This is a genomic window from Ruegeria sp. A4 (assembly GCF_056543025.1).
Map to the genome: position 1 here is coordinate 1,023,118 of NZ_JBQGAW010000001.1, position 26,175 is coordinate 1,049,292.

Annotated in this window: 27 protein-coding genes and 1 pseudogene; 11 read left to right on the top strand and 17 right to left on the bottom strand. The window is 58.2% G+C overall.

What is annotated here, in order from left to right; all coding sequences use genetic code 11:
• Positions 1 to 76 precede the first annotated feature (76 nt).
• A complete protein-coding gene (gene dddP / locus ACR0E2_RS05110) occupies positions 77 to 1,420 on the top strand; it encodes a dimethylsulfonioproprionate lyase DddP (protein ID WP_480445480.1) in 1,344 nt (447 codons plus the stop codon).
• Positions 1,421 to 1,430: 10 nt separating this feature from the next.
• Here the strand turns inward: dddP and ACR0E2_RS05115 are convergent, their stop codons facing one another.
• Positions 1,431 to 1,625 (bottom strand): hypothetical protein, encoded by a 195-nt coding sequence (locus tag ACR0E2_RS05115; RefSeq protein WP_480445481.1) that lies wholly within the window; start codon positions 1,623 to 1,625, stop codon positions 1,431 to 1,433.
• Between the two features lie 274 nt (positions 1,626 to 1,899).
• On the opposite strand from ACR0E2_RS05115, the gene ACR0E2_RS05120 reads away from it, so the two are divergent.
• Positions 1,900 to 3,114 carry a bifunctional alpha/beta hydrolase/OsmC family protein gene (locus ACR0E2_RS05120; RefSeq protein ID WP_171639268.1) on the top strand — a complete coding sequence of 405 codons (1,215 nt, stop codon included), beginning with the start codon at positions 1,900 to 1,902 and terminating at the stop codon, positions 3,112 to 3,114.
• A 30-nt stretch (positions 3,115 to 3,144) separates the two neighbouring features.
• Here the strand turns inward: ACR0E2_RS05120 and ACR0E2_RS05125 are convergent, their stop codons facing one another.
• The 3 genes from ACR0E2_RS05125 to ACR0E2_RS05135 all read right to left on the bottom strand — a co-directional run bounded on the left by ACR0E2_RS05125 (position 3,145) and on the right by ACR0E2_RS05135 (position 4,553).
• Positions 3,145 to 3,474, bottom strand: coding sequence for a hypothetical protein (locus tag ACR0E2_RS05125; RefSeq protein ID WP_171167593.1), 330 nt, complete (start codon positions 3,472 to 3,474; stop codon positions 3,145 to 3,147).
• 11 nt (positions 3,475 to 3,485) lie between these two features.
• Positions 3,486 to 4,046 (bottom strand): hypothetical protein, encoded by a 561-nt coding sequence (locus ACR0E2_RS05130; RefSeq protein ID WP_152458352.1) that lies wholly within the window; start codon positions 4,044 to 4,046, stop codon positions 3,486 to 3,488.
• A 174-nt stretch (positions 4,047 to 4,220) separates the two neighbouring features.
• Positions 4,221 to 4,553 carry a hypothetical protein gene (locus ACR0E2_RS05135; RefSeq protein ID WP_480445482.1) on the bottom strand — a complete coding sequence of 111 codons (333 nt, stop codon included), beginning with the start codon at positions 4,551 to 4,553 and terminating at the stop codon, positions 4,221 to 4,223.
• Between the two features lie 88 nt (positions 4,554 to 4,641).
• Between ACR0E2_RS05135 and purB the strand changes: the two genes are divergently transcribed.
• The 4 genes from purB to ACR0E2_RS05155 all read left to right on the top strand — a co-directional run bounded on the left by purB (position 4,642) and on the right by ACR0E2_RS05155 (position 9,097).
• Positions 4,642 to 5,946: an adenylosuccinate lyase gene (gene purB / locus ACR0E2_RS05140; RefSeq protein ID WP_480445483.1), complete on the top strand. Its 1,305-nt coding sequence runs from the start codon at positions 4,642 to 4,644 to the stop codon at positions 5,944 to 5,946.
• A 376-nt stretch (positions 5,947 to 6,322) separates the two neighbouring features.
• Positions 6,323 to 6,865, top strand: coding sequence for a tetratricopeptide repeat protein (locus ACR0E2_RS05145; RefSeq protein ID WP_171167585.1), 543 nt, complete (start codon positions 6,323 to 6,325; stop codon positions 6,863 to 6,865).
• A gap of 96 nt (positions 6,866 to 6,961) precedes the next feature.
• Entirely contained in the window at positions 6,962 to 8,035 is a 1,074-nt protein-coding gene (locus ACR0E2_RS05150; protein ID WP_480446183.1) for a flagellar motor switch protein FliG, read from the top strand.
• A 138-nt stretch (positions 8,036 to 8,173) separates the two neighbouring features.
• Complete coding sequence (locus ACR0E2_RS05155) at positions 8,174 to 9,097, top strand: lysophospholipid acyltransferase family protein (RefSeq protein WP_171228073.1); 924 nt, start codon at positions 8,174 to 8,176, stop codon at positions 9,095 to 9,097.
• Here ACR0E2_RS05155 and ACR0E2_RS05160 read toward each other — a convergent pair whose 3' ends face one another.
• Positions 9,098 to 9,799: a DUF1223 domain-containing protein gene (locus ACR0E2_RS05160; protein ID WP_171115322.1), complete on the bottom strand. Its 702-nt coding sequence runs from the start codon at positions 9,797 to 9,799 to the stop codon at positions 9,098 to 9,100. It lies immediately after the preceding gene.
• A 224-nt stretch (positions 9,800 to 10,023) separates the two neighbouring features.
• Here ACR0E2_RS05160 and acnA point away from each other — a divergent pair, with 224 nt between their 5' ends.
• From acnA to ACR0E2_RS05175, 3 genes are all read left to right on the top strand, one after another.
• Positions 10,024 to 12,714, top strand: a complete 2,691-nt coding sequence (gene acnA / locus ACR0E2_RS05165) for an aconitate hydratase AcnA (protein ID WP_480445485.1) — start codon at positions 10,024 to 10,026, stop codon at positions 12,712 to 12,714.
• Positions 12,715 to 12,833: 119 nt separating this feature from the next.
• Positions 12,834 to 14,336: a BCCT family transporter gene (locus ACR0E2_RS05170; protein WP_480445486.1), complete on the top strand. Its 1,503-nt coding sequence runs from the start codon at positions 12,834 to 12,836 to the stop codon at positions 14,334 to 14,336.
• Between the two features lie 140 nt (positions 14,337 to 14,476).
• Positions 14,477 to 15,178, top strand: a complete 702-nt coding sequence (locus tag ACR0E2_RS05175; protein ID WP_480445487.1) for an SDR family NAD(P)-dependent oxidoreductase — start codon at positions 14,477 to 14,479, stop codon at positions 15,176 to 15,178.
• 29 nt (positions 15,179 to 15,207) lie between these two features.
• On the opposite strand, the gene ACR0E2_RS05180 is transcribed toward ACR0E2_RS05175, so the two are convergent.
• The 10 genes from ACR0E2_RS05180 to yajC all read right to left on the bottom strand — a co-directional run bounded on the left by ACR0E2_RS05180 (position 15,208) and on the right by yajC (position 22,205).
• Positions 15,208 to 15,747, bottom strand: coding sequence for a DsbE family thiol:disulfide interchange protein (locus ACR0E2_RS05180; protein WP_171231406.1), 540 nt, complete (start codon positions 15,745 to 15,747; stop codon positions 15,208 to 15,210).
• Positions 15,740 to 15,898, bottom strand: a complete 159-nt coding sequence (gene ccmD / locus ACR0E2_RS05185; protein WP_171115312.1) for a heme exporter protein CcmD — start codon at positions 15,896 to 15,898, stop codon at positions 15,740 to 15,742. The genes ACR0E2_RS05180 and ccmD overlap by 8 nt, the downstream gene beginning before the upstream one ends.
• Complete coding sequence (locus ACR0E2_RS05190; RefSeq protein ID WP_152458361.1) at positions 15,895 to 16,668, bottom strand: heme ABC transporter permease; 774 nt, start codon at positions 16,666 to 16,668, stop codon at positions 15,895 to 15,897. Before ACR0E2_RS05190 ends, ccmD begins: the two co-directional genes overlap by 4 nt.
• Before the next feature lie 61 nt (positions 16,669 to 16,729).
• On the bottom strand, positions 16,730 to 17,386 hold the full coding sequence (ccmB, locus tag ACR0E2_RS05195) for a heme exporter protein CcmB (protein WP_152458362.1): 657 nt from the start codon (positions 17,384 to 17,386) through the stop codon (positions 16,730 to 16,732).
• On the bottom strand, positions 17,383 to 17,997 hold the full coding sequence (gene ccmA / locus ACR0E2_RS05200) for a heme ABC exporter ATP-binding protein CcmA (protein WP_480445489.1): 615 nt from the start codon (positions 17,995 to 17,997) through the stop codon (positions 17,383 to 17,385). Before ccmA ends, ccmB begins: the two co-directional genes overlap by 4 nt.
• Before the next feature lie 144 nt (positions 17,998 to 18,141).
• On the bottom strand, positions 18,142 to 18,495 hold the full coding sequence (locus ACR0E2_RS05205; protein ID WP_480445491.1) for an Mth938-like domain-containing protein: 354 nt from the start codon (positions 18,493 to 18,495) through the stop codon (positions 18,142 to 18,144).
• Positions 18,496 to 18,507: 12 nt separating this feature from the next.
• Positions 18,508 to 19,260, bottom strand: a complete 753-nt coding sequence (locus ACR0E2_RS05210) for a TSUP family transporter (RefSeq protein ID WP_480445493.1) — start codon at positions 19,258 to 19,260, stop codon at positions 18,508 to 18,510.
• The gene (gene secF, locus ACR0E2_RS05215; RefSeq protein WP_480445495.1) at positions 19,253 to 20,221 is read right to left on the bottom strand and encodes a protein translocase subunit SecF; all 969 of its coding nucleotides are present in this window, start codon (positions 20,219 to 20,221) and stop codon (positions 19,253 to 19,255) included. Before secF ends, ACR0E2_RS05210 begins: the two co-directional genes overlap by 8 nt.
• A 1-nt stretch (position 20,222) precedes the next feature.
• Positions 20,223 to 21,884, bottom strand: coding sequence for a protein translocase subunit SecD (gene secD, locus ACR0E2_RS05220; protein WP_171228065.1), 1,662 nt, complete (start codon positions 21,882 to 21,884; stop codon positions 20,223 to 20,225).
• 33 nt (positions 21,885 to 21,917) lie between these two features.
• A complete protein-coding gene (gene yajC / locus ACR0E2_RS05225; protein ID WP_152458368.1) occupies positions 21,918 to 22,205 on the bottom strand; it encodes a preprotein translocase subunit YajC in 288 nt (95 codons plus the stop codon).
• A gap of 201 nt (positions 22,206 to 22,406) precedes the next feature.
• Between yajC and ACR0E2_RS05230 the strand changes: the two genes are divergently transcribed.
• Positions 22,407 to 24,071, top strand: coding sequence for a mechanosensitive ion channel family protein (locus tag ACR0E2_RS05230; RefSeq protein WP_480445496.1), 1,665 nt, complete (start codon positions 22,407 to 22,409; stop codon positions 24,069 to 24,071).
• 72 nt (positions 24,072 to 24,143) lie between these two features.
• Positions 24,144 to 25,436, top strand: a complete 1,293-nt coding sequence (gene serS, locus ACR0E2_RS05235; protein ID WP_171362644.1) for a serine--tRNA ligase — start codon at positions 24,144 to 24,146, stop codon at positions 25,434 to 25,436.
• Between the two features lie 57 nt (positions 25,437 to 25,493).
• Here serS and ACR0E2_RS05240 read toward each other — a convergent pair whose 3' ends face one another.
• Together ACR0E2_RS05240 and ACR0E2_RS05245 are read right to left on the bottom strand one after the other, a co-directional pair.
• Positions 25,494 to 25,826 (bottom strand): hypothetical protein, encoded by a 333-nt coding sequence (locus ACR0E2_RS05240; RefSeq protein ID WP_254705383.1) that lies wholly within the window; start codon positions 25,824 to 25,826, stop codon positions 25,494 to 25,496.
• A 153-nt stretch (positions 25,827 to 25,979) separates the two neighbouring features.
• A pseudogene (locus ACR0E2_RS05245) lies at positions 25,980 to 26,135 on the bottom strand (helix-hairpin-helix domain-containing protein); the annotation flags it as partial.
• Positions 26,136 to 26,175 lie beyond the last annotated feature (40 nt).

A 26,175-nucleotide genomic window follows, 5' to 3' on the forward strand; every position in this document is an offset into this window, starting at 1 on the left:
ACCTCGCCGTCGCATTTTTCTCAGACGATTGGTTGTGGCGGATGAATTGTAATTGGAACAAGCAACGAGGCCAGCCATGAACCAGCACTACCGAGACGCGCGCAAGATTGACCCCAGCCGTGGCACGACATTGGGCGATGGTACGCCAAACGAAAATGATCGGATCGAGATTGGTCCGACGCAGCTTGCGTTTGACGAGTGGGCCGCTGCGGGGCTGGAACTTCCCAATCTGGCACGGATGCGGGAACACCGCTGGAAGAGGCTGACACAGGCCATCGTGGACCGCGGCTATGGCGGCTTGCTGATTTTTGACCCGCTGAATATCCGCTATGCCACCGACAGCACGAATATGCAGCTGTGGAACACCCACAATCCGTTTCGGGCGGTTTTGCTGTGTGCAGATGGCTATATGGTGATCTGGGATTACAAGAACTCCCCCTTCCTCAGCACCTTCAACCCACTTGTGCGCGAGCAGCGCTCGGGCGCTGACCTGTTTTACTTCGACCGGGGCGACAAGGTTGACGTTGCCGCAGATGTGTTCTCGAACGAAGTACGCGTACTGATCGAAGAACACGGCGGCGGAAATATGCGCCTGGCGGTCGACAAGATCATGCTGCACGGATTGCGCGCGCTCGAGGCGCAGGGGTTCGACATCATGGAAGGCGAAGAACTGACCGAGAAGACCCGCGCCATCAAAGGGCCTGACGAAATCCTGGCCATGCGCTGCGCCAGCCATGCCTGCGAAACTGCGGTTGCCGAAATGGAACGGTTTGCCCGTGCCAATGTCGGCGACGGCAAGACCTCGGAAGATGATATCTGGGCTGTACTTCACGCCGAAAACATCAAGCGTGGCGGTGAATGGATCGAAACCCGTCTGCTGGCTTCGGGCCAGCGCACCAACCCGTGGTTTCAGGAATGTGGCCCGCGGATCACCCAGCAGAACGAGATCATCTCGTTCGACACCGACCTGATTGGATCTTACGGGATTTGTATCGATATTTCCCGCAGTTGGTGGATTGGCGATCAGAAGCCACGCGAGGACATGATCTATGCCATGCGACACGCCCATGAACACATCATGACCAATATGGAGATGCTCAAGCCCGGCGTGATGATCCCCGAACTGACCGCAAATTCCCACAGGCTGGACGAGAAGTTCCAGGCGCAGAAATATGGCTGTCTGATGCACGGCGTCGGGCTTTGCGATGAATGGCCGCTGGTTGCTTATCCGGACAAGGCGGTTGAAGGGGCCTACGATTATCCGCTGGAACCCGGAATGGTCTTGTGTGTCGAAGCCTGCGTGGGCGAAGTGGGTGGCGATTTCAGCATCAAGCTGGAGGATCAGGTTCTCATAACCGAAGACGGATACGAAAACCTGACGAAATACCCCTTCGATGCCCGGTTGATGGGGCTCGAGTGAGGCCGGCGCCTCATTCTAACCAATGAGACCGGCGCACGTTGCCGTGCCAGTCTTCGACAGTTGGACTTACCTGAGCCTGCGGCCCGCTGAAAACTGCGGGCCGGGATTGCCCGACGGCAAAACCCACGAGGCCAGCCAGAACAATCGCCATGACTGTACCGGGAAGTATCTTTGGAAGGTGTGCGGCAGCGTCTGCATGTGCCATCTGCGTCTCCTTTATCAATTGCTGTAGGCCGTAGATGGGCCTGATTGCGACATAAGTGAAACGAATGTTTGTTCGGTTTTTCATCACACACATTGATGGAGCGCCAAACACCCCCAATTAGCGGCCACGCCTGTCACCGCCCGTGGCATCTTTCGGATTGCAAGACGCTCGCTTGGTTCTCACCTTCCCGTGACGCGTTTGACATAAGGGTTGTGACCCGGCGGGCTTGACCACAGTATTGGGGATGTTTCCCCGAACCGTTCAAGGAGCCGACATGCCCACGGAACGCATCACTTTTGCCGGACATGACGGCAGCCAATTGGCCGCGCGGCTGGATTTGCCGGATGGTCCGGTCCTTGCGACGGCCCTGTTTGCCCATTGCTTCACCTGTTCCAAGGACATACCTGCGGCCCGGCGCATTTCGGCCCGCCTGGCGGCCATGGGAATTGCAGTGCTTCGGTTCGACTTTACCGGCCTGGGTCATTCCGAAGGAGAATTCGCCAACACGACTTTCACGTCGAATGTCGAGGACCTGATCTCGGCCGCGCAATATCTGGCCGGACGAAACATGGCCCCTGCCCTTCTGATCGGTCACTCGCTTGGCGGTGCGGCGGTTTTGCGGGCGCGTGCCGGAATTCCGACGGTCAAGGCCGTGGTCACCTTGGGCGCACCGGCCGATCCCGGCCACGTGTCCCATCATTTCGAGGATGCCCTGCCCCAGATCGAACAGGAGGGCAGCGCCGAGGTCACCTTGGGCGGGCGCCCGTTTCGAATTGGCAAAGCGTTCGTGGATGACATTGCGGGATCGGCCCTGTCTGCCTCGATCGCTGATCTCAAGGCCGCTTTGCTGATCCTGCACGCTCCTCGGGACGAAACGGTCAGTATCGACAACGCAAGCACCATCTTTCTGGCTGCAAAGCACCCAAAAAGCTTCGTCACCCTCGACGAAGCCGATCACCTGATCACACGGGCGTCTGATGCTGAATATGCCGCGGATGTCATCTCGGCTTGGGTCTCGCGCTATCTGAAACTTTGCCCCCCCGCGCCACCCCCGGGTGCGCCGGAAGGTGTCGTTCGCGTGACAGAGGCGGATCCGAATGGCTTCATGCAGGATATTCAGGCCGGTCCGCACCATCATGCGGTTGCAGATGAACCTGCCTCTTATGGCGGCACGGATAAGGGCATGTCGCCTTATGGCTTTGTCTCATCCGGCCTCGGCGCCTGCACGTCCATGACGATAAGGATGTATGCGCGCCGCAAAAAATGGCCGCTGACCAGTGTCAGCGTCGATGTCTGCCATGACAAAGTTCATGCTCAGGATGCCGGTTTGGCAAATGAGGGCAAAGTGGATCAGTTCCGCCGCAAAATCCGCCTGAGCGGCCCGCTTGATCAGGAACAAAAACAGCGCCTGCTGGAAATCGCAGACAAATGCCCGGTTCACCGGACACTTGAAGGCTCGGCGCATATCACGACCGAACTTCTTACCTGAGAAAAGGCCGCCGGACAGGCGGCCTTTTGATTATCTGCGGCGTGGTGCCGGGCGGTGGATCGGTGGCCGCGCGGCAGGTGGCCGGGCCACCGGGGGTCGCGGCCGTGCAGGAGGTTTGGCAACCGGCGGATTTGGGCGCTCGGGACGCACGGGCCGATCAGGTCGATCTGGGCGGTCCGGGCGGTCGATATCAACATTCACATCGACATCGCGATAGTAATCGTTCCACAGCATCGAGTCATAGAACGGGTCATACCCGTATCCAACGCCGACCGTTACGCCGTCACAGGCCGACAACGTCAAAGTTGCAGCCCCCAGCCCCAATGCGAGGGAAATCCGTTTGATCAGTCCAATGCGCATCTTGCCCCCCTTTACAGAAGCGACCGGAACGACGCGAAAACGGCGTTCAAATCTTCGGCGAAATCCGGGTCTGCCCCGTCCCGCAGGATGGCAACAGCTATGGCGACACGGTTGCGCGGCAAATCAATGACAGTGGCCGTGAAGTTCACCCCCTTGCCATCCCGGCGCCCTGTCCCCCGAAACACCCTGGCAGGCAACCCGCCGATACGGGTGTCGCTGGTGCTGGTAAGGGTCGGGTCTTTGACCAGAAATTTGTCGATGTCCTGCAAGTAGCGGACCCCATCCTGAATGGTTGCAACCCCTGAAGGTGAAACAAACCCCATCCAGACGTTGTCGTCCGTTACGGGGCGCAGCCCCATGACTCGGGCCACCGCACGCGGATCATCCAACCCGGTGTCTTCGATCTCACGCGGGCCGCCAGTGCGCAGCACCCAGAAATCGGGCACGTCGAACCGAAACAGGGCGCGACCATCCTCGGTATACGTCACCGGAGTGTCGGCCAGTGCTGATCCTGCCCCACCCAGCCAGACAGCGGCGCAAGCGGCAAGAATTGGAGATGATAATAAACGCATATCTCAATAACCTGATGATTTCTTCACCCTCAGCTTGACCGCTGAAAGCGCGACTTGTCCAGCACTGCGTTGCAAAGACCCAGGAAAACCGCGTTCAGGTATTTCCCTGCCCCACACCTGTCGTCTGGCTCTTGCAAACATCCCGCCCCAATCTTTCAGACAAATAGATGAAATCTATTGCGCATAGACCCCGACGGTCTGGCCGCCCGCATCATCAACGAAACGGATCGCGTCCCCATTTCGCCATACTTCGTAGCAGGCCCACAAATCGGCAGGTGGCCATGTCGAGCAGTATTGATCCCCTCTCACCGCCCAGCGCCCGACACTGGGCCCGCCCGAGAAATACTGCGTGGTCATGCTGGCTTCGAAAACCTGCCAAACACCCGCGCCGTATTCCAGCTTCTTGCCGGCCAAGGCTGACAGGATTTCCTCTCCGGACAGTTTCTGGAAGTCTCCGGCCACTAAAACACCCGGCCAGAGGGCGAAAATCAGGGCAAACCGTCTCATACCTGCTCTCACATCTTGTTCCCTTGCGCACAGGCGGCTAAACCCCGCGCCAACGCCTCATCCCAATCACATAAAGGTGCTGCCGCCAATGATTCCCCGTTATTCCCGCCCTGACATGGTTGCCATCTGGTCGCCGGAAACCAAGTTTCGCATCTGGTACGAAATCGAGGCGCATGCCTGCGATGCCATGGCCAATCTGGGCGTGATCCCGCGCGAGAATGCAGAAGCCGTCTGGAAAGCCAAGGACGTGGAATTCGACGTCGCCCGCATCGACGAGATCGAAGCCGTGACCAAGCATGACGTCATCGCATTCCTGACCCATCTCGCCGAACATGTCGGCAGTGAAGAGGCCCGGTTCGTGCACCAGGGCATGACCAGTTCGGACGTGTTGGACACCTGCTTCAACGTCCAGCTGACACGCGCGGCGGACCTTCTGATCGCAGATCTCGAAGGGCTTTTGGCAGCGCTCAAGCGACGCGCGTTTGAACACAAGGACACCGTTCGCATCGGCCGCAGCCACGGCATCCACGCAGAGCCCACGACAATGGGCCTGACCTTTGCCCGGTTCTATGCCGAGATGGACCGCAACCTGTCCCGTATGCGCGACGCCCGTGCGGAAATTGCAACTGGGGCCATCAGCGGCGCCGTCGGCACATTTGCCAATATCGATCCCGCCGTCGAGGAACATGTCTGTGACAAACTGGGCCTTGTGCCCGAACCGATCAGCACCCAAGTGATCCCGCGTGATCGCCATGCGGCCTTCTTTGCGACGCTTGGCGTCATCGCCAGCAGCATCGAAAACATCGCCATCGAAATCCGCCACATGCAGCGGACCGAGGTTTTGGAGGGCGCAGAATTCTTCTCGATGGGCCAGAAAGGCTCGTCGGCCATGCCGCACAAGAAAAACCCGGTACTGACCGAGAACCTGACCGGGCTGGCCCGCATGGTACGCGCGGCAGTGATCCCGGCAATGGAGAATGTCGCGCTCTGGCATGAACGCGACATCTCGCATTCCTCGGTCGAGCGCATGATCGGTCCGGATGCCACGATTACTCTGGATTTTGCGCTGGCCCGTCTGACCGGCGTGATCGACAAGATGCTGATCTTCCCCGAAAACATGCTGGAAAACATGAACAAATTCCCCGGTCTTGTCATGAGCCAGCGCGTTCTTCTGGCCCTGACCCAGGCAGGGGTCAGCCGTGAGGACGCCTATGCCATGGTCCAGCGCAACGCGTTGAAGGTTTGGGAACACCGCACCGATTTCAAACAGGAACTGCTGGCGGACGCCGACGTGACAGCCGCGCTCAGCCCCGAAGAAATCGAAGAGAAATTCGACCTCGGCTATCACACCAAACACGTTGATACGATCTTCGCCCGGGTATTCGGCGAATAACGTAGGTCTCGACGCCGCCTTCCCACGGCCCGGTCTGCATTTCACAGGCCGGGCCTTGTTTTTTGCCAGACTGCCCGAAATCGGTTATTCTGCGGTTGATTTTTTTTGGGGAGAGGCACCATGATCCGTACCGTTCTTTGCTCACTTGCACTTGTTTGTGTGGCATCTGCCGGCCTTGCGTGCAGCGGGCATTCCAAACAGACGCAATCCTGCGCGCCCGGCACAACCTGGGACACTGAAACGCAAAGCTGCGCGAAATCCGTCAACAGCTGACAAATTTCTGTCCGACTTGTGAATAAAAGCAACCGTTCCACTGTTAGCTTTTTTGTAGATCGCACTATGATTTTGTGAGCAGCCCCGAGAACGGAGTAAGAATATGCGCCTTTTGTTAGCTTCAGCCCTCGCTTTGCAGGCCTTCGCCTTTGCCCCGGTGGTTCACGCCGCAGGCGGCGACAGCAGCAGCCCGCCGAAACCGACGAATACGACCAAGAAATGTTTGTTCGGTCGGGTCTATGACGAAGCCAGAGGCCGGTGCGTCAAACCCAACAAAACCAACCTGTCGGAAGATCAGCTTTACGACGCCGTCCGCGAACTGGCCTATGACGGGCAATACGGGCACGCGCAGGATATCCTGCGGATCATGGATCAGGACGACGACCGTGTGCTGACCTATTGGGGCTTTACCTACCGTAAGATGGGCGAGCTGGAGCTGGCGAACGTCTTTTACCAGAATGCCATCAATGCCAATCCCGACAATCTTCTGGCGCGCAGCTACATGGCGCAAGGCTTTGTAACCGAAGGAAAAACCGATCTGGCAATCGAGCAATGGCGCGAGATCAAGGCCCGCGGCGGCGAAGGGACCTGGGCCGAGACGTCTCTGCGCGAGGCCATCCGGACAGGGTTGACCTACAGCTACTGAGCTTCAGGGTTATTTAACCCGACTCCCGTTAATCTGCCCGTGGTTCGGAAAATTTGGCACTACGGGCAGATGCAGGACACAAACGCTTTGATACAAATGGCAAATGGGGGGTCTGCCCCACTTGCCGCGGGGGATGAACACGCGCCGCAAGTTGTTCCGCGCACATTGACCGGTCGGCAAAAAGCGGCCGTTGTCGTCCGCCTTCTGTTGAACGAGGGCGCCGATATTCCACTTGAGGAATTGCCTGACGACCTGCAAGAGACATTGACCCATCAACTTGGGCAAATGGGCCTTGTGGATCGTGTAACCCTTGGCGCGGTGGCCCAGGAATTCAGCGACGCTCTGGACAATGTCGGGCTTGCTTTTCCACATGGGCTTGCAGGGGCATTGGATGCGGTGAACGGAAAGATCGCACCATCGACGGCCGCGCGCCTGCGCAAGCTGGCCGGGGTGCGTCAGATCGGCGACCCATGGCAACGCCTGGGTGACATACCCGTTGAGGATCTTGCCAAAATGGCCCAAGCGGAAAGCACCGAGGTGGCGGCCGTCATGCTTTCAAAGATGGATACCGCACAGGCGGCGCAGATGCTGGCCCATATGCCGGGCCCGGTTGCGCGGCGCATTACCTATGCCATCTCGAAAACAACAAATGTCACCCCCGAAGCGGTTGAACGTATTGGCTGGTCGCTGGCCGCGCAACTGGATCAGCGGCCTGCTCAGGCTTTCGACAATGGTCCCGACGCACGCGTGGGCGCGATCCTGAACCAGTCGGCGGCCGCAACACGCGACGACTTGTTGAACGCATTGGACGAGGACGACGCCGAATTTGCGGATCTGGTACGCCAATCGATCTTCACCTTTGCCCATATCCCAAACCGTATCGCGACCCGCGATGTTCCCGCCATCCTGCGTGAAGTGGAACAGCCGGTTCTTGTCACCGCATTGGCAGGTGCCGCCGCGGATGATGACAAGGCCTCCGTTGAATTCATTCTGTCAAACATTTCGTCCCGCATGGCCGACAATCTGCGCGAGGAAATGGCCGAACGTGGGCGCGTCAAACAATCGGAAGCCGAAGATGCCATGACACAGGTCGTGGCCGCCATTCGCGTTCTGGTCGATGCCGGTTCCATTGTTCTGATCGAAAACGATGACGAGGAAGATGCAGCCTGACCCCGCGAACCCACGGGTATTGCGCGATCCGGCCACCTGCTGCGGGTTCAGGTTTTCCGCCCGTCTGGGCGCTTGAGCTTGCAGGCATCGGGCTGTATGTCTTTCTCAGCAATTCGCAACACGCGGTGAGACACCTCCATGCCCGTTGAAAAGTCGGAGCTCAGCCGGTTTGAGCTTGGGAAATACTATGTCGCCAACCTGTTTCTGCAGGGGGTCATCCGCGTTATGCGCATGCTTCCCTATGAGCGGCGTATTGCAACGATGGGGGCCATCGTGCGGTTTCTGGCACCTGTTGTTGGGTTTCGCAAACGTGTTCGTCGGAATCTGAAGCTGACTTGCCCGGACTTGCCTGAAGCCGAAGTCAGGCAGATCTGCCGCGATGTGCCGGACAATGCCGGTCGTGCGATCATGGAACATTTTTCTCCGGAAGACTTTATCGAACGGCAGAGCAAGGCCAAGATTTCTGGGCCAGGTATCGCTGCATTAGACGCGGCTGTTGCCGAGGGGCGTCCGGTCATGATGATTACGGCGCATTTCGGTCACTACCTGGCAGCGCGCATCGCCTTGCAGACATACAGCGGTCAGCCCATCGGCTGCCTGTATCGGCGGATGGCCAACCCGTATTTCAACGACGCTTATGTCGAAGCCTTCTACAAGACAGGCGCCCCGATGTTCGAACAGGGGCGGCGCGGTATGGTCGAGATGGTACGCTCGTTGAAAAAAGGCGGGATCATTGCCATCGTTTCCGATCTTCATGCAATGGGTGGTGAGGAACTGATGTTCTTCGGCAAACCCGCCGTGACATCCGTGCTGAACGCCGAGTTGGCCATCAAATACAATGCCGAGCTGATTCCGTGTTACGCGGTGCGTCAGCCCAACGGTATCGATTTTGAGATCGTTCTGCACGAACCGGTTCCGCACACGGACCCTAAAACCATGACCCAGTTCACCAATGACGATCTGGAAAAGATGGTGCGGCAGCATATGGGGCAATGGTTCTGGATTCACCGCCGCTGGAAACATTGGAACGGGTTGGGCATCAAACCGGAAGAAATGCCCTGATCACTTGACCCGGGTGGCGGCAACAATCGGCCCTTCCCCGGCCCTTTGAACCAGAACGACTGCCGGCAGGTCCAAACCAAGCTGAACCGTGAATGATTGCGGTGCAGTTCCATCCCATTGCCCCGCAATCTGCCAGGCCTCAACGACATTGGCATAATCCAACTCGTGCCCGGCCAGCTCTCCACGACGGATCGAAGCGTGACGCATGGGAGAATACTGAACCACATGCACGTCATAGGTATCGCCTTTCGGCAACTCGACGGGCGTCACATCCACTGTCACTTCATCGGCTGAGCGCACGGCCGTCACAAGCGCTTCGGGCGCGGCTTTCAGATGCGCTTCGATCAATCGATCAAGTTCACGGGATTGCGCCCCGACGATGTCGTGCTGCCCGTTGATCACCATCTGCGGGGTATAGATCATGGAACGCCCCCCCTCGCGGGCATAAGCCCGCTGCCGAAGCGTATGATCGGGGTTCGCATATTCGTCCTTCCACCCGATATAGTCCCAGTAGTCGACATGCAAAGCCAGCCCTATGACGTCGTCGCGCTTGGCCAAATCATGCATGATCCGATCCGCCGGCGGGCAGGATGAACACCCCTGAGACGTGAACAGCTCGACCACAACCGGGTCTTCCTCGGCCGCGACCTGTACCGCCACAAGGCAGGAAAACACGGTGGTCAAGGCAATGGATCTGAACATGTGAACTCTCGGGGTGAGCGGTTGGATCTCAGGGATAGCTGCTTTGACACTCAACAGCCAATCAAGGTTTCTTGAGGCTTTGATACATTCCCCCCGCGAAAAAGTGTACAATAGTATACAAAATTGCCTCTCATTGCGTGTTCAGCCTTGAACACGGGGGCTTGGTGATGCAGATAACACTCAGCAAATCCTAATATCCAAGTCATTTGAGAGGGAGGCCACAGATGCCCATCAAAGTCGGACAGGATACCGCCAAAACGCGCCGCAGTCTGAGCGTGAATGGTAAATCCATTTCCTATTATTCGATCCCTGCCGCACAAGAGGCCGGCCTGGGCGATTTCTCGAAACTGCCAGGCGCACTCAAGGTGGTGCTGGAAAACATGTTGCGGTTCGAGGATGACGGGTTCTCGGTCTCGGTCGATGACATCAAAGCTTTTGCCGAATGGGGGGCCAACGGTGGCAAAAACCCCCGTGAAATCGCCTATCGCCCTGCCCGGGTACTGATGCAGGATTTCACCGGCGTTCCTGCCGTTGTGGATCTGGCCGCGATGCGTGATGGCATCAAGGCGCTGGGCGGCGACGCGCAAAAAATCAACCCGCTGAACCCGGTCGATCTGGTCATCGACCATTCGGTCATGATCGACGAGTTCGGCAACCCGCGTGCGTTCCAGATGAATGTGGACCGTGAATATGAACGCAACATGGAACGGTACCAGTTCCTGAAATGGGGTCAGGGTGCATTCAACAACTTCCGCGTTGTCCCCCCCGGCACCGGTATCTGCCACCAGGTGAACCTTGAATATCTGGCCCAGACCGTCTGGACCGACACCGACCAGAACGGTGAAGAAGTCGCCTATCCCGACACGCTGGTCGGCACCGACAGTCACACCACCATGGTTAACGGCATGGCCGTGCTGGGCTGGGGTGTCGGCGGGATCGAGGCCGAGGCCGCGATGCTGGGTCAACCGATCTCGATGCTGATCCCCGAGGTCGTGGGCTTTGAGCTGACCGGTGATCTGGTCGAAGGCACCACCGGCACCGACCTGGTTCTGAAGGTCGTGGAAATGCTGCGCGAAAAAGGCGTTGTCGGCAAGTTCGTCGAATTCTACGGCGAAGGCCTAGACCGTCTGCCGCTGGCCGACCGTGCGACCATCGCCAACATGGCCCCGGAATACGGCGCGACATGCGGCTTTTTCCCGATTGACGGCGAAACTCTGCGCTACATGCGCAACACCGGCCGCGACGAGGATCGCATCGCGCTGGTTGAAGCCTACGCCAAGGAAAACGGTTTCTGGCGCGATGAAAACTATGCGCCGATCTACACCGACACCCTGACCCTGGATATGGGCACGATTGTTCCGGCAATCTCGGGGCCCAAACGCCCGCAGGATTATGTTGCGCTGACTGACGCCAAGGCCGCTTTCGCCAAGGAAATGGCCGAGACCTTCAAGCGTCCGATGGGCAAACAGGTCGAGGTCAAAGGCGAAAACTATGGCATGGAATCGGGTAAGGTCGTGATCGCCTCGATCACGTCCTGCACCAACACGTCGAACCCTTACGTGATGATCGGAGCGGGCCTCGTGGCGCGCAAGGCAGCCGCGCTGGGGCTGGATCGCAAGCCTTGGGTCAAAACCTCACTGGCACCGGGGTCGCAGGTTGTGTCCGCTTACCTCGAGGCCGCGGGCCTTCAGGAGGATCTGGACAAGATCGGCTTCAACCTCGTCGGATACGGCTGCACCACATGTATCGGCAACTCGGGTCCGATCCAGAAAGAAATCTCGGAGGCCATTGCGGAAGGCGATCTGGTCGCCACTTCGGTCTTGTCCGGGAACCGCAACTTCGAGGGCCGCATCTCGCCTGACGTGCGCGCAAACTATCTGGCTTCGCCGCCTCTGGTCGTCGTGTACGCCCTGGCAGGCACCATGGACATCGACCTGACGTCCGAACCGATCGGTCAGGACAAGGACGGCAACGACGTCTATATGAAAGACCTCTGGCCAACGCAGCAGGAGGTCGCGGAACTGGTCGAACAGACCGTCACGCGCGAAGCGTTCCAGTCGAAATACGCCGACGTCTTCAAAGGAGACGAGAAATGGCAGTCGGTCGAAACCACCGATGCGGAAACCTATGACTGGCCGCCGACATCGACCTATATCCAGAACCCGCCCTATTTCCAGGGCATGGGCCCCGAACCGGGCACGATTTCCAACATCGAAGGCGCCAAGGTTCTTGCCATTCTGGGTGACATGGTCACGACCGACCACATCTCGCCCGCGGGGTCATTCGCGACGACCTCGCCCGCAGGCCAGTACCTGATTGAACGTCAGGTGCAGCCGCGTGAATTCAATTCATATGGTTCACGTCGCGGCAACCACGAGGTGATGATGCGCGGAACTTTCGCCAATATCCGCATCAAGAACGAGATGCTGGACGGCGTCGAAGGCGGTTACACCAAAGGCCCGGACGGTGAACAGACGTCAATTTATGACGCCTCGATGGCCTATCAGGCGAACGGCACCCCGCTGGTGGTATTCGGTGGCGAGCAATATGGCGCAGGCTCAAGCCGCGACTGGGCGGCCAAGGGCACGGCGCTGCTGGGCGTCAAGGCCGTAATCGCCGAAAGCTTTGAGCGTATCCACCGTTCGAACCTTGTTGGCATGGGGGTCATTCCGTTCGAGTTTACAGGTGGCGACACCCGCAAAACCCTGGGGCTGAAAGGGGATGAAACCGTTTCGATTCACGGGCTGGATACGATCGAGCCGCTTCAGGAAGTCCCCTGCACGATCGTTTATGGCGATGGAACCGAAAAGACCATCACCCTGAAATGCCGCATCGATACCGCGCCCGAGATTGAATACATCGAAAACGGAGGCGTGTTGCATTACGTCCTGCGCAATCTTGCGAAGGCATCATAACCGATACCAAAGCGTGCAATTCAAACCCCCGGCCACCCGCCGGGGGTTTTTTGTATTCTGGTCATTTATTCGAAAACCTGAAACTGTTGGGCAAGGTCATCAACGGAAAACCAAACGCCATGAAGAAACCCAACGCCCTGCTGGTATGTTCGCTCAGCGTAATTGCCGTGGTCGGGATATGGGGTGTCGTGGACATTCAAAGCCTGGTGACCTGGGCAAGCGGCATCGTCCAGCAGACCTTCCACAGCCGCGGCTGGTTCGTGATGCTCGCCGCTTCGGGTATGTTGATCGGATGCCTGTTTCTGGCATTTTCACCCTATGGAAACATTCGCCTTGGCCGGGATGACGAGGAGCCAGAGTTTTCCACCGCCACATGGATTTCAATGTTGTTCTCCGCCGGTATGGGCGTCGGCCTGCTGTTTTGGGCTGTGGCGGAACCGCTGACCCATTTCAACTTCATCTCCGGCATGGCACCGGATTTCATCGCGGCGCAGCAGGCGATGCTGGCGACAAATTTCCATTGGGGGCTGCATGCCTGGGCGATTTATGGCTCTACCGCGCTGACAATTGCCTATTTCAGCTTCCGGCGCGGTACCGGGATGATGGTTAGTGCGCCGATCAAAAACCTGTTTCCCGGTGAACGCTGGGCTGAACGTGTCGGGTGGCTTTCGGACTTCATGGCGATCATCGCCATATCCATTGGTGTTGGCGGCTCCATGGCCATGGGCGTGTTTCAGGTGGCAGACGGCATCGCAGTGCTGGGCGGTCGGGAAACGGTCGGCGCCCTTTTGATTGGTGTCGTGTTTCTGGCAATGGTTGCTGCGTATATCCCGGCACTCATGATCGATCTGGGCCAGGGCATGGCGCGCCTGTCCAATGCCGCCATGCTGATCGCAATCGGCCTTGTTGCCTACACGGTGGTCCTTGGCCCCACCGAATACCTTCTGAATACCATCGTTCAGGGGTTCGGCGACTATGTCACCAATGTCATTCCCAGGGGATTTCAGACCTTTACGTTCTTCGGCGATGACGTCACCAGATGGTTCAGCGACTGGACCCTGACCTACATGGTCTGGTGGATTGCCTGGGGCCCGTTCGTGGGCGTCTTTGTCGCCCGCATCTCTCGCGGTCGCACGATACGGGAATTCGTGATCGGCGTCCTGTTCGCCCCCACGCTGTTTTCAATCCTCTGGTTCGGTGCCTTTGGTGGCATTGGCCTGTTCGAGGCACTCAATGGTGCGGGCGAACTGCTGGCCTATACGCAGACAAATATCGAACGCGTGACCTTCGCCCTGCTCGACCGACTTCCACTTTCCGTGATCACCACGCTTGCAACGGTACTGGCCGCCTTTCTGTTCATCGTGACCAGCGTCGTAAGCGCGGCATTTGTTCTGGGCACCTTCTCGACGGGCGGGGACGAGAACCCCCCGCCGCGTGTGCGTCTGATCTGGGGGGGATTGCTGGGACTGCTGAGCGTTGCAATGATCCTTTCGGGATCCGTGGACTCGGTTAAGATCCTCATCTCCCTTGGCGCATTGCCCTTTGTCTTCATTTCGGTCCTGCTGATGGTTTGCCTGTTCCGCGGGCTCAGAGAGGAGGGCCAACGCAATGCTGATCGGTGATCTCACGGACACATTGATGAACCTTGTCACCTTCGCGTTCATCGCGGCAATGCTCTGGATATTACTGCGCAAGTGACAGCATTCCGGCAGCGCAAAAAATCAACGTTGAATACTGGGCGCTTTGCCGGTCATCTGAGTTCATGGAAAAAGTTGCACTGATAACCGGTGGCGCCCGCGGAATTGGGCGGGCAATAGTCGAAGACCTGCGCGGTGATCACCATGTCGCCTTCACCTGGTTGGCCAGCCACCCCGATTCAGAATTGCTGAAAGGCGACGTTCTGGCGGTTCAGTCTGACCTTACAAACGACAACCAACCCTCCCGGGTGGTCGAAAAGGTCATCGATCACTTCGGGCGACTGGACGTGATCGTGAACAATGCCGGTCTTGTTCGCTCCACTCCGAAACAAGAGTTTCAGGCCGCGGACCATCGCGCCATTCTTGACCTCAACGTACTGGCCCCCGCCGCGTTGCTTTCCGCGGCATTACCGCATCTGAAACGCGGCGCTTCGATCGTCAGCATCTCGTCGATGAACGCAACACTGCCGCCGCGCGACGCCGCGACCTATGGGGCAAGCAAGGCCGCGCTGAACCTCTGGACGCGCGCCATGGCGAAAGAACTTGGCCCGGACGGAATCCGCGTCAACGCGGTTGCGCCGGGTGCCATCAACATCCCCGAAGACCCCCGTCCTGACGATCTGACATCGCTATTCGTCAAGGAAACGGCGCTGGGCCGGATCGGAACTCCGGAAGACATCGCCAGGGTCGTTCGGTTTCTGGCCTCGGACGCGGCGGGATTCGTAACCGGAGAGGTTCTGGGCGTGACCGGAGGCTATCGCTTGTAAGGTGGCTCAAACCTCGTTTTCCAAATTGCTCAACCGCCCGCAGCCTTTTCCAACGCCGGACGCAGAGTGTTTTCAATCACACGCTGCGTAATCGGGCCAGCAAAGCGCAGAATGATCGTGCCGTCGCCATCAACCACATAGGTTTCGGGAACGCCGTAAAGGCCCCAATCCAATGCCATGCGCCCCTTTTCATCACGTCCAATCGCAGCGTAGGGATCGCCAAGCTCGGTCAAAAAGGCTTGGGCGTTGTCCAACTGGTCTTTGTAGTTGATGCCATAGACCGGGATGCCTTCGGCGGCCAGGGCCTCCAGATTGGGATGCTCGGCGCGGCATGGTGCGCACCAGCTGGCCCAGTAGTTGACCAGCTTGACCTCTCCATCCCGCAGCGTCGCATCATCAAACAGCTTCTTTTCCGGGAACTCGCTCAGAACCACTGGCGGAGCCGGTTGGCCTTCGCGGGCAGAGGGCAACGCGTTGGGGTCTTCCCGGAACATACCGATCCCGGCCAACACGGCGAACGCGCCAAAAATCAAAGGCGGCGCGATCATCAGGGGCGATATCTTAGCCATTTCGCGAAATCCTTTGTTCGATTTTTTCCATTTCAGTGCGCACCTTGCGCCCTCGCATCACGCTGAACACGATCAATGCCACCAGCAGCACGATGGACACGGCATAAGACGACAAAACCGCGTCAGCATATTTTCCAAGATCGGGGATCATCCGCCCACCCTTTCCCGCGCCTGCAACGCCTTGATGCGCCGCGCGCGGATTTCAGTTCCGGTGCGGTACAGCACCAAAGCGATGAACAGCAGCACAAATCCGATAATGCACAGCAACAACGGATAGAAGTAGATATTGCTGACTTTTTCTTCCGTATCGGCCCCGGTCACGGCTGCCGCGCGCATGACCGATGCGCCCTGATGCAGGCCCTGGTTCCAGAAGTTGACCGCATATCGGCTGAGCAGCGCAAACACGGATCCGACCAGACACAGAACCGAAGTCAGGTCCGCCGCAGTGTCCGGATCCTCGATGGCTTCCCACAATGCGACATAGCCAAGATAGAACAGGAACAGGATCAGAAACGACGTCAGGCGCGGATCCCACGCCCACCAGGTGCCCCACATGGGCTGTCCCCAGATCGCCCCGGTCAGCAACGCAATAAGGGTCATCACGATGCCGATCGGCGCAGCCGCCCGTGCCGCCAGCGCGCTGACATGATGACGCCGCACCAGCCAGACCAGAGAAGTCGCCAGCATCATCAGCCAGCAATTGATCGCCATCAGCGCCGCCGGGACGTGCAGATAGATGATCTTGACCGTCGACCCTTGTTTGTAGTCGTCCGGCGTGAAGAAGAACCCCCAGACCAGCCCGACGACGATGCAGAAGATCGAGACGATCCAGAAAAACGGCAGGACACGTTCACTGGTCGCAAGAAACTTGCGCGGGTTGGCGTATTCCCAGAGGGCATTGGCTTTGGCTGCTATCGACATGGGCCCTATCTAGTCCGAGTTGGGGGTTTTCTCAATTGACATCAGTCAAAGTTGGGACGGTTCACCGCAGATTGATACGCAACACAGCCGCGCTGGCAAAGGGCAACAACGCGATGGTGGCCGCCGTGATCCCCGCCAGCATCAACAACGGCGTCTGCACGTCCATCCCCGTTGCCCCACGCCGGGCGACCTCGGCCCCGAAAATCAGGGTGGGGACATAAAGCGGCAGCACCAGAAGCGACAACAGCAACCCGCCGCGCTTGAGACCGACGGTCAGGGCAGCCCCGAACGTTCCGATCACGCTCATGGCCGGGGTGCCGATCAGCAGCGAGATGACAAGCCAGAAGAACCCCTGCGCAGGCAGGTTCAGCAGGACCCCCAGGAAAGGTGCGGCCAGAACCAAAGGCAGGCCTGTGGTCAGCCAGTGGGCCAGCGCCTTGATGGTCACGACTGATTCCAGTGGCAGCGGCGCCGTGGCCAGCAGGTCCAGTGATCCGTCCTCCCAGTCCAGCGCCAGAAGACGGTCAAGAGACAGCAGGCAAGCCAGCAACGCCCCCAGCCAGAGCACACCGGGCGCGATGGTGGACAGCAGTGACGATTGTGGCCCCACTGCAAAAGGCACCATTACGGTCACGATCAGGAAAAAGGCCAATCCCAAACCAAACCCGCCACCCGCACGGAAGGCCAGTTTCAGGTCGCGCAGCAGAAGGGCGATCACAGGAAGCCTCCGTCGAAATCGTCAATGGGTTTGGGTTTGGCCTTGTTCGGGCCGACGTCCAGAACTTCGCCATCCAGACCAAGATCGATATGAGTCGCGATCAGGGCTGACCCGCCCTGCCCCAGATGCGCGCGGACTGCATCGGCGAACATCTGCACCGCATTTCTGTCCAGCGAAACGGTCGGCTCGTCCAACATCCAGATCGGCCGCCCGGTGACCAGCATTCGCGCCAGCCCCAGCCGCCGTTTCTGACCGGCCGACAGGTTCCCCGCATGGCGATCGGCCAGCTCGTTCAACTGGAACGCGTCCAGCGCCGTCTGGATGCCGTTGGTGCCAAAGACAGAAGCCCAGAATGTCAGGTTTTCGGATACAGTCAGCGTCGGTTTCAGCCCGTCCGAATGGGACGCATAAGCAATCTGGTCTTCCGCACCCTTGATCTGACCCTTCAGCGGCGGCTGCAACCCGGCCAATGTGCGAAGAAGGGTCGTTTTGCCGATCCCGTTCGGCCCACGCAGAACCAGCGCTTTGCCCGGAGGCAGCTGAAAGCTGAGATGCTCCAGGACGGGAATGCCACCACGGGTGATCGACAGGTCGGTTACAATCAGAGTCATGAGACCCGCTTATCGGAATGTCATCAGAGGCAAAAGGTGGGATTTGCCGCAGTTCGGTTGTGGGAGCTCTGAGCAGAGAGGTCCGAGTGAAGGGCCAGCCCCTCACACACCCCGGGATATTTTCAGCCAGATGAAGGGATCCCGTCAGACCGGGATCAGAGCCAGCGCTATTCGGCGACCTTCAGAGAGCAAGACATTGTAGGTGCGGCACGCAGCCGGAGAATTCATGATTTCGACGCCGACACCGGCACACTCCAGCCGGGTGCGCAAGGATTGGGGAATGTGGGCCATGTCTTTGCCGGTACCGACAAGCAGAACGTCAATTTCATCAGCCAGTTCCAGAAGTGGCTGCGCATCTTCATAGCCGCCCCAGGTGGCAGGTCCTGCGGGGCCGGTCAGAACGGCGCCCTCGAACACATCACCGCCGATGCGGAAAAATCCGGGGCCGTAGCCATCAACCGGCTTGGCATCCGAAAACGTAACTTGGTTCAGGCGCATTCCTTCCCTCCTTCAATCCAGGATCGGCAAGCCGGAAACGACTGCTATTAGAATGACCGAATAAGCCGCGGCGCGATAGATCCGTTCGAGCTTTGGATCGAACAGCGCCTTGCCGATCAATGTCGTGGTCAGATAGGGCACGCCCAGCAGCAGGACAATCCAAAGGATCGACAGATCCGCAGCGCCTCCGATCAGGATGCTGAAGACGATGGCCACGTCCAGCAAAGCCAGAAAGATGATCGTGTTGGCACGAATCTTGCGCACATCTGAAGAGCTGGCCAGATAGAATACGATAACGACCGGGCCGGTCAGTCCGGTCATGCCGCCGATCACGCCTGCGCTGCCACCGATGGCCAGCCGTCCGGGCACACCCAGCCGCCCCTGCCAGCGCCAGCCAGTGACGATCGCCAACAGGGTCACGCCGGTGATACCGCAGGCAATCCAGCGCAGAACGATCGTGTCGGCCTGTGCCATGACCCAAAGGCCAAGCGGCACGGTTAATGCCGCTGCAACGCCCAAAGTGCTGATTTCGGTCTTGTCGCATTCACGCCATGCCTGCGGCGCCAGCGCAAAGGTCGATACGATCCCGGTGGCTGCCATCAGAAAGACGACATCGGCAATCGGCAGAAATTGAGTGGCCACCGGAACAAAGATCATCGCGGTGCCAAAACCAGTGAAGCCGCGGACAAGTCCCGCGGCTCCGATGGTAAGAACCAACCAACCCAGCCCCGGCAGGGACAAGGCCTGTTGCAACGCCTCAGGCATCAATATTGGCAAACTGGTTGCCCGCCGTGTTCGACGGCTTGGACCAGTCGCGCTTGACCCCCAGCCACAACAGGATGGTCGAGGCGACGAAGACCGATGAATAGGTGCCCACGATCACGCCCCAGATCATCGCGAATACAAATCCGCGGATCACATCGCCACCCAGAACATAAAGTGAGATCAACGCCAGCAACGTGGTGACCGAGGTCATCACCGTCCGGCTGAGCGTCTCGTTGATCGAAATGTTCAGCACCTCTTTGAGGTCTTTCTTTTTGTACTTCCGCAGATTCTCTCGAACTCGGTCGAAAACGACCACGGTATCGTTCAGCGAATAACCGACGATGGTCAGAAGGGCCGCGATAATGGCCAGATCAAAGCGGATTTGCAGTTCCGAGAAGATACCGATGGTCAGGATCACATCGTGAACCAGCGCCGCCACGGCCCCCAGCGCAAACTGCCATTCGAACCGTAGCCAGATATAGACAAGCACCGCGCCAATCGCCAAAGCCACCGCGATGACGGCGGTTTGGATCAACTCGCCCGAGACCTTGGGGCCGACGGATTCCACGGACACGAACTGAATGTCGGGAACAACCTGCTGCAACGCGCCCTCCACGGCGGTGATGGTCGCTGCTTCGACGGCCTCGGCATCTTCCTGCGCCTGGATGCGGATCATCGCAACGTTTTCGTCATCCGCAAAGGTTGGATCGAAAATCTCGGTGATGGTCACATCGCCCAGTTCCAGCGGGGCGATGGCATCTCGGTATGTGCCCACATCGATCTCGACCGCGCTTTGCGTCCGGATCGTCGTGCCACCCCGGAAATCAATACCGAAATTCAACCCTTGCAGCATGAACGAGGTGAAGGCAATCACCATCATCAGGCCGGAAATGCCCAACCAGACCTTCCAGCGGTTGAAGAAATCGAACGAGGTGTTCTGGGGTACGAGTTTCAGTCTCATGTCAAACCTCGATCGTTTTCGGACGGCGGCGTTCGAACCACATCACGACCATCAGGCGCGTCACGAAGATCGCGGTGAAGACCGAGGTCAGAATGCCGAGGCCCAGAGTGATTGCAAAGCCGCGCACCGGGCCACTGCCCATGGCAAACAGGATCACGGCGGTGATAAATGTGGTCACATTCGCATCCAGAATGGCAGACAGCGCCTTCTCATAGCCCAGTTCGATTGCACGCGCCGGACCTTTGGCGGATTTCAATTCCTCGCGGATACGTTCAAAGATCAGCACGTTGGCGTCCACCGCCATACCGACAGTCAATACAATCCCCGCGATACCCGGCAGGGTCAAGGTTGCTCCGATCACGGACAGCAGACCGAACAACAGGCCCACATTGATGATCAGCGCGATGTTGGCGAAGATCCCGAACAGACCATAGCTGAGCGCCATGAAAACCAGTACTGCCACAAAGGCCACGATTGTGGCGACTTTGCCCGCGTCGATACTGTCCTGCCCCAACTCGGGTCCGATGGTACGTTCTTCGAGGAATTCCAAACCGGCTGGCAGTGCGCCCGCTCGCAGCAGGACGGCCAGGTTGGTGCTTTCCTCAACCGTAAAGTTGCCGGTGATGATGCCCGAGCCGCCCGGAATATGACTTTGGATCACGGGGGCTGAAATCACTTCATCGTCCAGAACGATGGCAAAGGGGGCTCCGATATTGTCGCGGGTGTAATCCCCGAATTTGCGCGCACCAGACGTGTTGAACCGGAAGTTGACCGCAGGGCGGCCGTTTTGGTCGAATGCGGGCTGCGCATCGACCAGTTCCTCTCCGGTAACGACTGGAGCGGACTCAATTGTGTAGTAAACACCGCTTTCGTCAATCGACGGCACGATTTCTTCGCCGATGCCTGCAACGGCATCCGGATCGGTGCCGCGTCCGGCAACCGGGTTAAAGGTCAGTTGCGCCGTCGTGCCGATGATCTCTTTCAACTCACCCGCGCTGCCGATGCCAGGCACCTGAATCAGGATACGATCGGCACCCTGACGCTGAATGGTCGGTTCTCGGGTGCCCACTTCGTCGATCCGGCGGCGGATGATTTCCAACGATTGACGCACTGTGCGGTCGTCTGAGGCCAGTTTTTCTGCCTCGGACAACTGAACGACAATCGTGTCGCCTTCGGCACGTGCCTCGATATCCGTTGCCCCGACACCGGTCAGGGTCTGCACTTGGCGGGCAAGGCCGCGCACGACCTCCAGTGCCCGCGCCATGCCCTCAGGCTGGCTGATGCGCACGCGAATCTCATCTGGGGCCGATTCCTGACGGCGGACCGTCCCAACGGTCGAACGCTCATCGCGCAGGGCGTCACGGATATCTGGCCACATCGCCTCCATCCGGGATTCGTAGACGTCCTGCACCTGAACTTCGGCCAACAGGTGTGCACCGCCGCGCAGGTCAAGGCCCAGATTAACCAGTGACGAGGGCAGCCAGTTCGGCCATTGCCCCGCCTCGGCCTGCAACTCGGGCGTGTCCACGCCCAGCTCGATCGCGGCTTTGGCGTCGTTTGATTGCTCGACCCGTGTATAAAACGCATTTGGCAGGGCCATGATCAGGCCAGTCACGCAGACCAGCCAGATCAGAACCCGCTTCCAGGTATCAATGTGCAGCATTACCCTGCCTTTTCAAGGATTTGTAAGGTGATGTTATTTCGCAGGTTCGGTTTTGTTCAGAACCTGAGCGATGGTCGATTTGACCACACGCACTTTGACACCTTCGGCGATCTCGACTTCGATCTCGTTTTCGCCTTCCTTGACCTTCGACACTTTGCCGATCAGCCCGCCCTGGGTGACAACCTGATCCCCTCGACGCACGGCATCGACCATGGCCTGATGTTCCTTCATTTTCTTCTGCTGCGGACGGATCAGCAGGAAATACATGATCGCAAAGATCAGGATAAGCGGGAGAAACTGGGCGATTGCGCCACCTTCCATGGGATATTCCTTTGTTCAGATTTTGCGGCACCGTTCCGCAAATTTTGCCGGAACCTATGCTTTGAAATGCGTGTTTGCAAGCAAAGGTGGTCATGTGATCGGCCGCAACCTGACAAAGGTGCCACATGAACCGGTCAATCGTTGCAGATATGTCCTATGCAGATATCTCAATTTGGCTATAGTCGAACATCAGGGGGGGCAATGAGAGCTAGATACAAACCATTCCAATCGTTGACGCTTTTGCTGTCTCTGCTGAGCTTGATCCTGTGTCTGGCCGCACCGGTGAAGGCCCAGGAATTGCCTGCGGAAGCCACCGAACCCGAGGCGGAAGAAACCGAAAGTTTCAAGGCACCCGTCATCGTGGACGGCGACATGTTGTTCTTCCTGCGCGGCTCCAGCGCCCTGCCCGCGCCGGAACGTGCCGAAAGCGTGCAGAACAAGATCATTGAGGTGGCCGAGGCCTCGGAAAGCCCAACGGTCGACATCACCTTTGAAGAGACCGACCTGGGCATACGCATTCGCGCCGACGGTGAAATCGTATCGATCGTAACGGTTGCGGACGCCGAACTGGACCAGATGGAGCTGGACGTCCTCGGCTTCTTGCATGGTCAGGCCATCGAAGAGGCCATCCTTGCCTACCGCTCCAACCGTACAGATCAAGCCCGGGTATCCGGAGCGATTGAGGCCGCCGGATGGACCTTTGGCTTTGTCGTCTTCGTGCTGGTTATCCTTTGGCTGCACCGACGGATCAGGCGGCGCACTCTGAAACTGGTAAAGCGTTACTTGAAGGATGTCGAAACGGCGACGGCCAAAAGCGTTCAGGCCGAAGCAATCGCCGCCCTGATCCGATACGGGTTGAATTTTGCCCTGTTGGTCATCTTCTTTCTCGGCTTCTACTACTACCTGTCCTTCGTTCTACTGGCCTTTGCGGAAACACGCTATTTCGCGCAACTGCTGCTGACCTATCTGACAGAACCGGTACTGCTGATATTCAAGGGAATACTCAGCTATATCCCAAACCTGATTATGCTCAGCCTGATCGCATGGGTCACGTTGTACATCATCAAGGGCATGCGCGTGTTCTTCGACGCGGTCGAAGCCGGTTCGTTCGAAATGGGCGATTTTGAAAAACACTGGGTCAATCCGACGTTCAACATCGCTCGGGTTATCGTGATTCTGATAGCGCTCGTCTTTGCCGTTCCCTACATTCCCGGTTCGGATTCGGCCGCCTTCCAGGGTCTGACCATTCTGGTCGGCGCTATGCTGTCGCTGGGTGCCAACTCGGTCGTGTCCAACATGCTGGCAGGGCTGTTCGTGATCTATCGCCGCTCCACGTCAATCGGCGACCGCATTCAGATCGGAGAGCATATCGGTGACGTGGTTCAGATCAAACTGATGGAGACGCATCTGAAATCCATCAAGAACGAGCTGATTTCGATCCCGAACGCCCAATTGATGAATTCGGACGTCGTGAATTTCTCGAAGAAAACCGATGGCAGTGGTTTGCTGCTGCACACGACGGTTGGTATCGGATATGAAGAACCGCCCGAAAAAGTCGAAGCAATGCTGATTGAGGCGGCCAACCGCACCAAGGGGATCAAGGCCAAGCCTGAACCTTTCGTGTTGTGGACGGCGCTGGCCGACTACGCCATCAATTATCAGATCAACGGTTACACCACCCGCGGCAGCATCATTCCGAAAATCCGCTCGGACCTGCATCGCAACATTGTCGCCGTTTTCAACGAGAACAAAGTGCAGATCATGACGCCATCTTACATGGCTGATCCACCAGAACCAAAAATCCCGGCGGAGGAATGGGATGGACATCTGGCACATGAAACCCACGACGAGGCCGATAAGTCTTAACCGGCGCTACACCCTGCCCCACAGATGGTGCATAAGCGGTTTCAGTGATTCACGCATTCAAGGATCTGAGACATGCACGACATCCGCGCCATTCGCGAAAACCCTGCCGCATTCGACGCCGCTTTAGCGCGCCGTGGGGACGCGCCGGTGTCGTCAGATTTGCTTAGGCTGGACGAAAGCCGCCGCGCCAAGATTCTGGCGGCCGAAACAGCGCAAGCCGAACAGAACAAAGCGTCCAAAGAAGTCGGGGCTGCCAAAGCTCGAGGCGACGAAGCCGAATTCGAACGCCTGCGCGCGCTGGTCGCCGAGAAAAAGGCCGAAATCGCGCGTATGCAGACCGAGGCCAAGGATCTGGATGCCCTGCTGACGGATCAGTTGATCCGGATCGCAAATCTGCCCGCCGAGGATGTGCCGGATGGCGTGGATGAAAACGACAATGTCGAGATCAGCCGCTGGGGCACACCGCGTGAACTGGATTTTGCGCCAAAGGAACACTTCGAGATCGAAGCCGTTCAGCAAGGCATGGATTTCGAAACCGCGGCCAAACTCTCGGGTTCGCGATTTGTGCTGTTGTCCGGTGGCGTCGCCCGCATTCATCGCGCTTTGGCGCAGTTCATGCTGGATACGCATATCACCGAAAACGGGCTGACCGAGGTGAATGGCCCGGTTCTGGTTCTGTCCGAGATGATGCAGGGCACCGGCCAATTGCCGAAATTTGGCGAAGACAGCTATCAGACCCGCGAAGGCTGGTGGCTTATCCCGACCTCCGAAGTGTCGCTGACCAATATCGTAAACGACAGTTTGATCGAGGAAAGCTATCTGCCCCGTCGCTACACCGCGCATTCCCTGTGCTTCCGGTCCGAGGCCGGATCCGCGGGCAAAGACACCCGCGGGATGTTGCGACAGCACCAGTTCGAAAAGGTCGAGATGGTTTCGATCACGCATCCGGACAAATCGGATGAAGAACAAAAGCGCATGCTGCGCTGCGCCGAGGGCATTCTGGAAAAGCTGGGCATTCCTTACCGCACTGTCATCCTGTGTACCGGTGACATGGGCTTTGGCGCCCGCCGCACCTATGATATTGAGGCTTGGTTGCCCGGTCAGGACACCTATCGCGAGATCAGCTCGGTTTCGACCTGTGGTGATTTCCAGGCCCGCCGCATGAACGCAAGGTTCCGCCCCGAAGGTGGCGGCAAGCCGGAATACGTCCATACGCTGAACGGTTCGGGTTTGGCCGTTGGGCGTTGCCTGATTGCCGTGCTGGAAAATGGCCAGAACGCGGACGGCACCGTGACCCTGCCCGAAGTCCTGAGCCCCTATCTGGGCGGCAAACTGACCCTGCAACTGGACGGCACACTGGCCTGAAAAACGAAACCGGCACCACCGGGCGCCGGTTCACAATGCAAGACGGGGCGAAGGAATTTATTTCTTCGCCTTTTTCTTGTCCTTCTTGCTATCTTTCTTCTTGTCACTTTTTTTCTTGCCCTTCTCGGCGTCCTTTTTGCCCTTCTTGGCGTCTTTTTTCTTTTCGTCCTTTTTCGATTTTTTGTCCTTCTTGGACTTTGCTTTCACCTTATCCTTGGCCTTGGAAAACGCTGCTTCCATTTCTTTGCGTTTCTTGGCGGCTTTTTCAGCTTTCGCCTTGGCCTTGGCCTTTTTCTTGGCGGCGGCTTCGGCTTTTTCGGCCGCCGCTTGTTCTTCTGCCGCTTTGCGTGCAGCTTCTTCCGCCCGTTTTTCTGCCGCTACAGCGGCCACGGTCTTGCGCGGGGCGGCTTTTCGTGTCGCCGGCTTTCGGGCGGCTGGTTTTGCGGCTGCTGGCTTCCGTGCCGCTGACTTTCGTGCCGGCGCCTTGCGCGCGCCAAGTTTACCGGCAGTGGGTGTTGCGGCTATTGCGGCTTTTGCGGCTTCGATCAATACGGCGGCTCGACTCTCACCGACCCGAGGAACCTTGACCAGATCTGCGGGTGACGCCTTCGCTATCACTTCTGCGGTCTTAAAGCCATTGGCTGCAAGGGCTTTTTCCAGCGCCTCTCCCACACCTTTTACGTCGGTCACTGCAGTCATCTAAGGGTCCTTTCTCTATCGCCCTGCCTCATCGCGTATA

What these genes read in the sequence shown, in the direction of transcription:
- ACR0E2_RS05155 (WP_171228073.1), top strand. Translation starts at nt 8,174, where the DNA reads ATGCCCGTTGAAAAGTCGGAGCTCAGCCGGTTTGAGCTTGGGAAATAC.
- ACR0E2_RS05175 (WP_480445487.1), top strand. Translation starts at nt 14,477, where the DNA reads ATGGAAAAAGTTGCACTGATAACCGGTGGCGCCCGCGGAATTGGGCGG.
- ACR0E2_RS05210 (WP_480445493.1), bottom strand. Translation starts at nt 19,260, where the DNA reads ATGCCTGAGGCGTTGCAACAGGCCTTGTCCCTGCCGGGGCTGGGTTGG.
- secD (WP_171228065.1), bottom strand. Translation starts at nt 21,884, where the DNA reads ATGCTGCACATTGATACCTGGAAGCGGGTTCTGATCTGGCTGGTCTGC.
- ACR0E2_RS05190 (WP_152458361.1), bottom strand. Translation starts at nt 16,668, where the DNA reads ATGTCGATAGCAGCCAAAGCCAATGCCCTCTGGGAATACGCCAACCCG.
- ACR0E2_RS05135 (WP_480445482.1), bottom strand. Translation starts at nt 4,553, where the DNA reads ATGAGACGGTTTGCCCTGATTTTCGCCCTCTGGCCGGGTGTTTTAGTG.
- purB (WP_480445483.1), top strand. Translation starts at nt 4,642, where the DNA reads ATGATTCCCCGTTATTCCCGCCCTGACATGGTTGCCATCTGGTCGCCG.
- ACR0E2_RS05130 (WP_152458352.1), bottom strand. Translation starts at nt 4,046, where the DNA reads ATGCGTTTATTATCATCTCCAATTCTTGCCGCTTGCGCCGCTGTCTGG.
- yajC (WP_152458368.1), bottom strand. Translation starts at nt 22,205, where the DNA reads ATGGAAGGTGGCGCAATCGCCCAGTTTCTCCCGCTTATCCTGATCTTT.
- acnA (WP_480445485.1), top strand. Translation starts at nt 10,024, where the DNA reads ATGCCCATCAAAGTCGGACAGGATACCGCCAAAACGCGCCGCAGTCTG.
- ACR0E2_RS05145 (WP_171167585.1), top strand. Translation starts at nt 6,323, where the DNA reads ATGCGCCTTTTGTTAGCTTCAGCCCTCGCTTTGCAGGCCTTCGCCTTT.
- ACR0E2_RS05125 (WP_171167593.1), bottom strand. Translation starts at nt 3,474, where the DNA reads ATGCGCATTGGACTGATCAAACGGATTTCCCTCGCATTGGGGCTGGGG.
- ACR0E2_RS05150 (WP_480446183.1), top strand. Translation starts at nt 6,962, where the DNA reads ATGGCAAATGGGGGGTCTGCCCCACTTGCCGCGGGGGATGAACACGCG.
- secF (WP_480445495.1), bottom strand. Translation starts at nt 20,221, where the DNA reads ATGAGACTGAAACTCGTACCCCAGAACACCTCGTTCGATTTCTTCAAC.
- serS (WP_171362644.1), top strand. Translation starts at nt 24,144, where the DNA reads ATGCACGACATCCGCGCCATTCGCGAAAACCCTGCCGCATTCGACGCC.
- ACR0E2_RS05170 (WP_480445486.1), top strand. Translation starts at nt 12,834, where the DNA reads ATGAAGAAACCCAACGCCCTGCTGGTATGTTCGCTCAGCGTAATTGCC.
- dddP (WP_480445480.1), top strand. Translation starts at nt 77, where the DNA reads ATGAACCAGCACTACCGAGACGCGCGCAAGATTGACCCCAGCCGTGGC.
- ACR0E2_RS05205 (WP_480445491.1), bottom strand. Translation starts at nt 18,495, where the DNA reads ATGCGCCTGAACCAAGTTACGTTTTCGGATGCCAAGCCGGTTGATGGC.
- ACR0E2_RS05180 (WP_171231406.1), bottom strand. Translation starts at nt 15,747, where the DNA reads ATGGCTAAGATATCGCCCCTGATGATCGCGCCGCCTTTGATTTTTGGC.
- ccmD (WP_171115312.1), bottom strand. Translation starts at nt 15,898, where the DNA reads ATGATCCCCGATCTTGGAAAATATGCTGACGCGGTTTTGTCGTCTTAT.
- ACR0E2_RS05230 (WP_480445496.1), top strand. Translation starts at nt 22,407, where the DNA reads ATGAGAGCTAGATACAAACCATTCCAATCGTTGACGCTTTTGCTGTCT.
- ACR0E2_RS05115 (WP_480445481.1), bottom strand. Translation starts at nt 1,625, where the DNA reads ATGGCACATGCAGACGCTGCCGCACACCTTCCAAAGATACTTCCCGGT.
- ACR0E2_RS05120 (WP_171639268.1), top strand. Translation starts at nt 1,900, where the DNA reads ATGCCCACGGAACGCATCACTTTTGCCGGACATGACGGCAGCCAATTG.
- ACR0E2_RS05160 (WP_171115322.1), bottom strand. Translation starts at nt 9,799, where the DNA reads ATGTTCAGATCCATTGCCTTGACCACCGTGTTTTCCTGCCTTGTGGCG.
- ccmA (WP_480445489.1), bottom strand. Translation starts at nt 17,997, where the DNA reads ATGACTCTGATTGTAACCGACCTGTCGATCACCCGTGGTGGCATTCCC.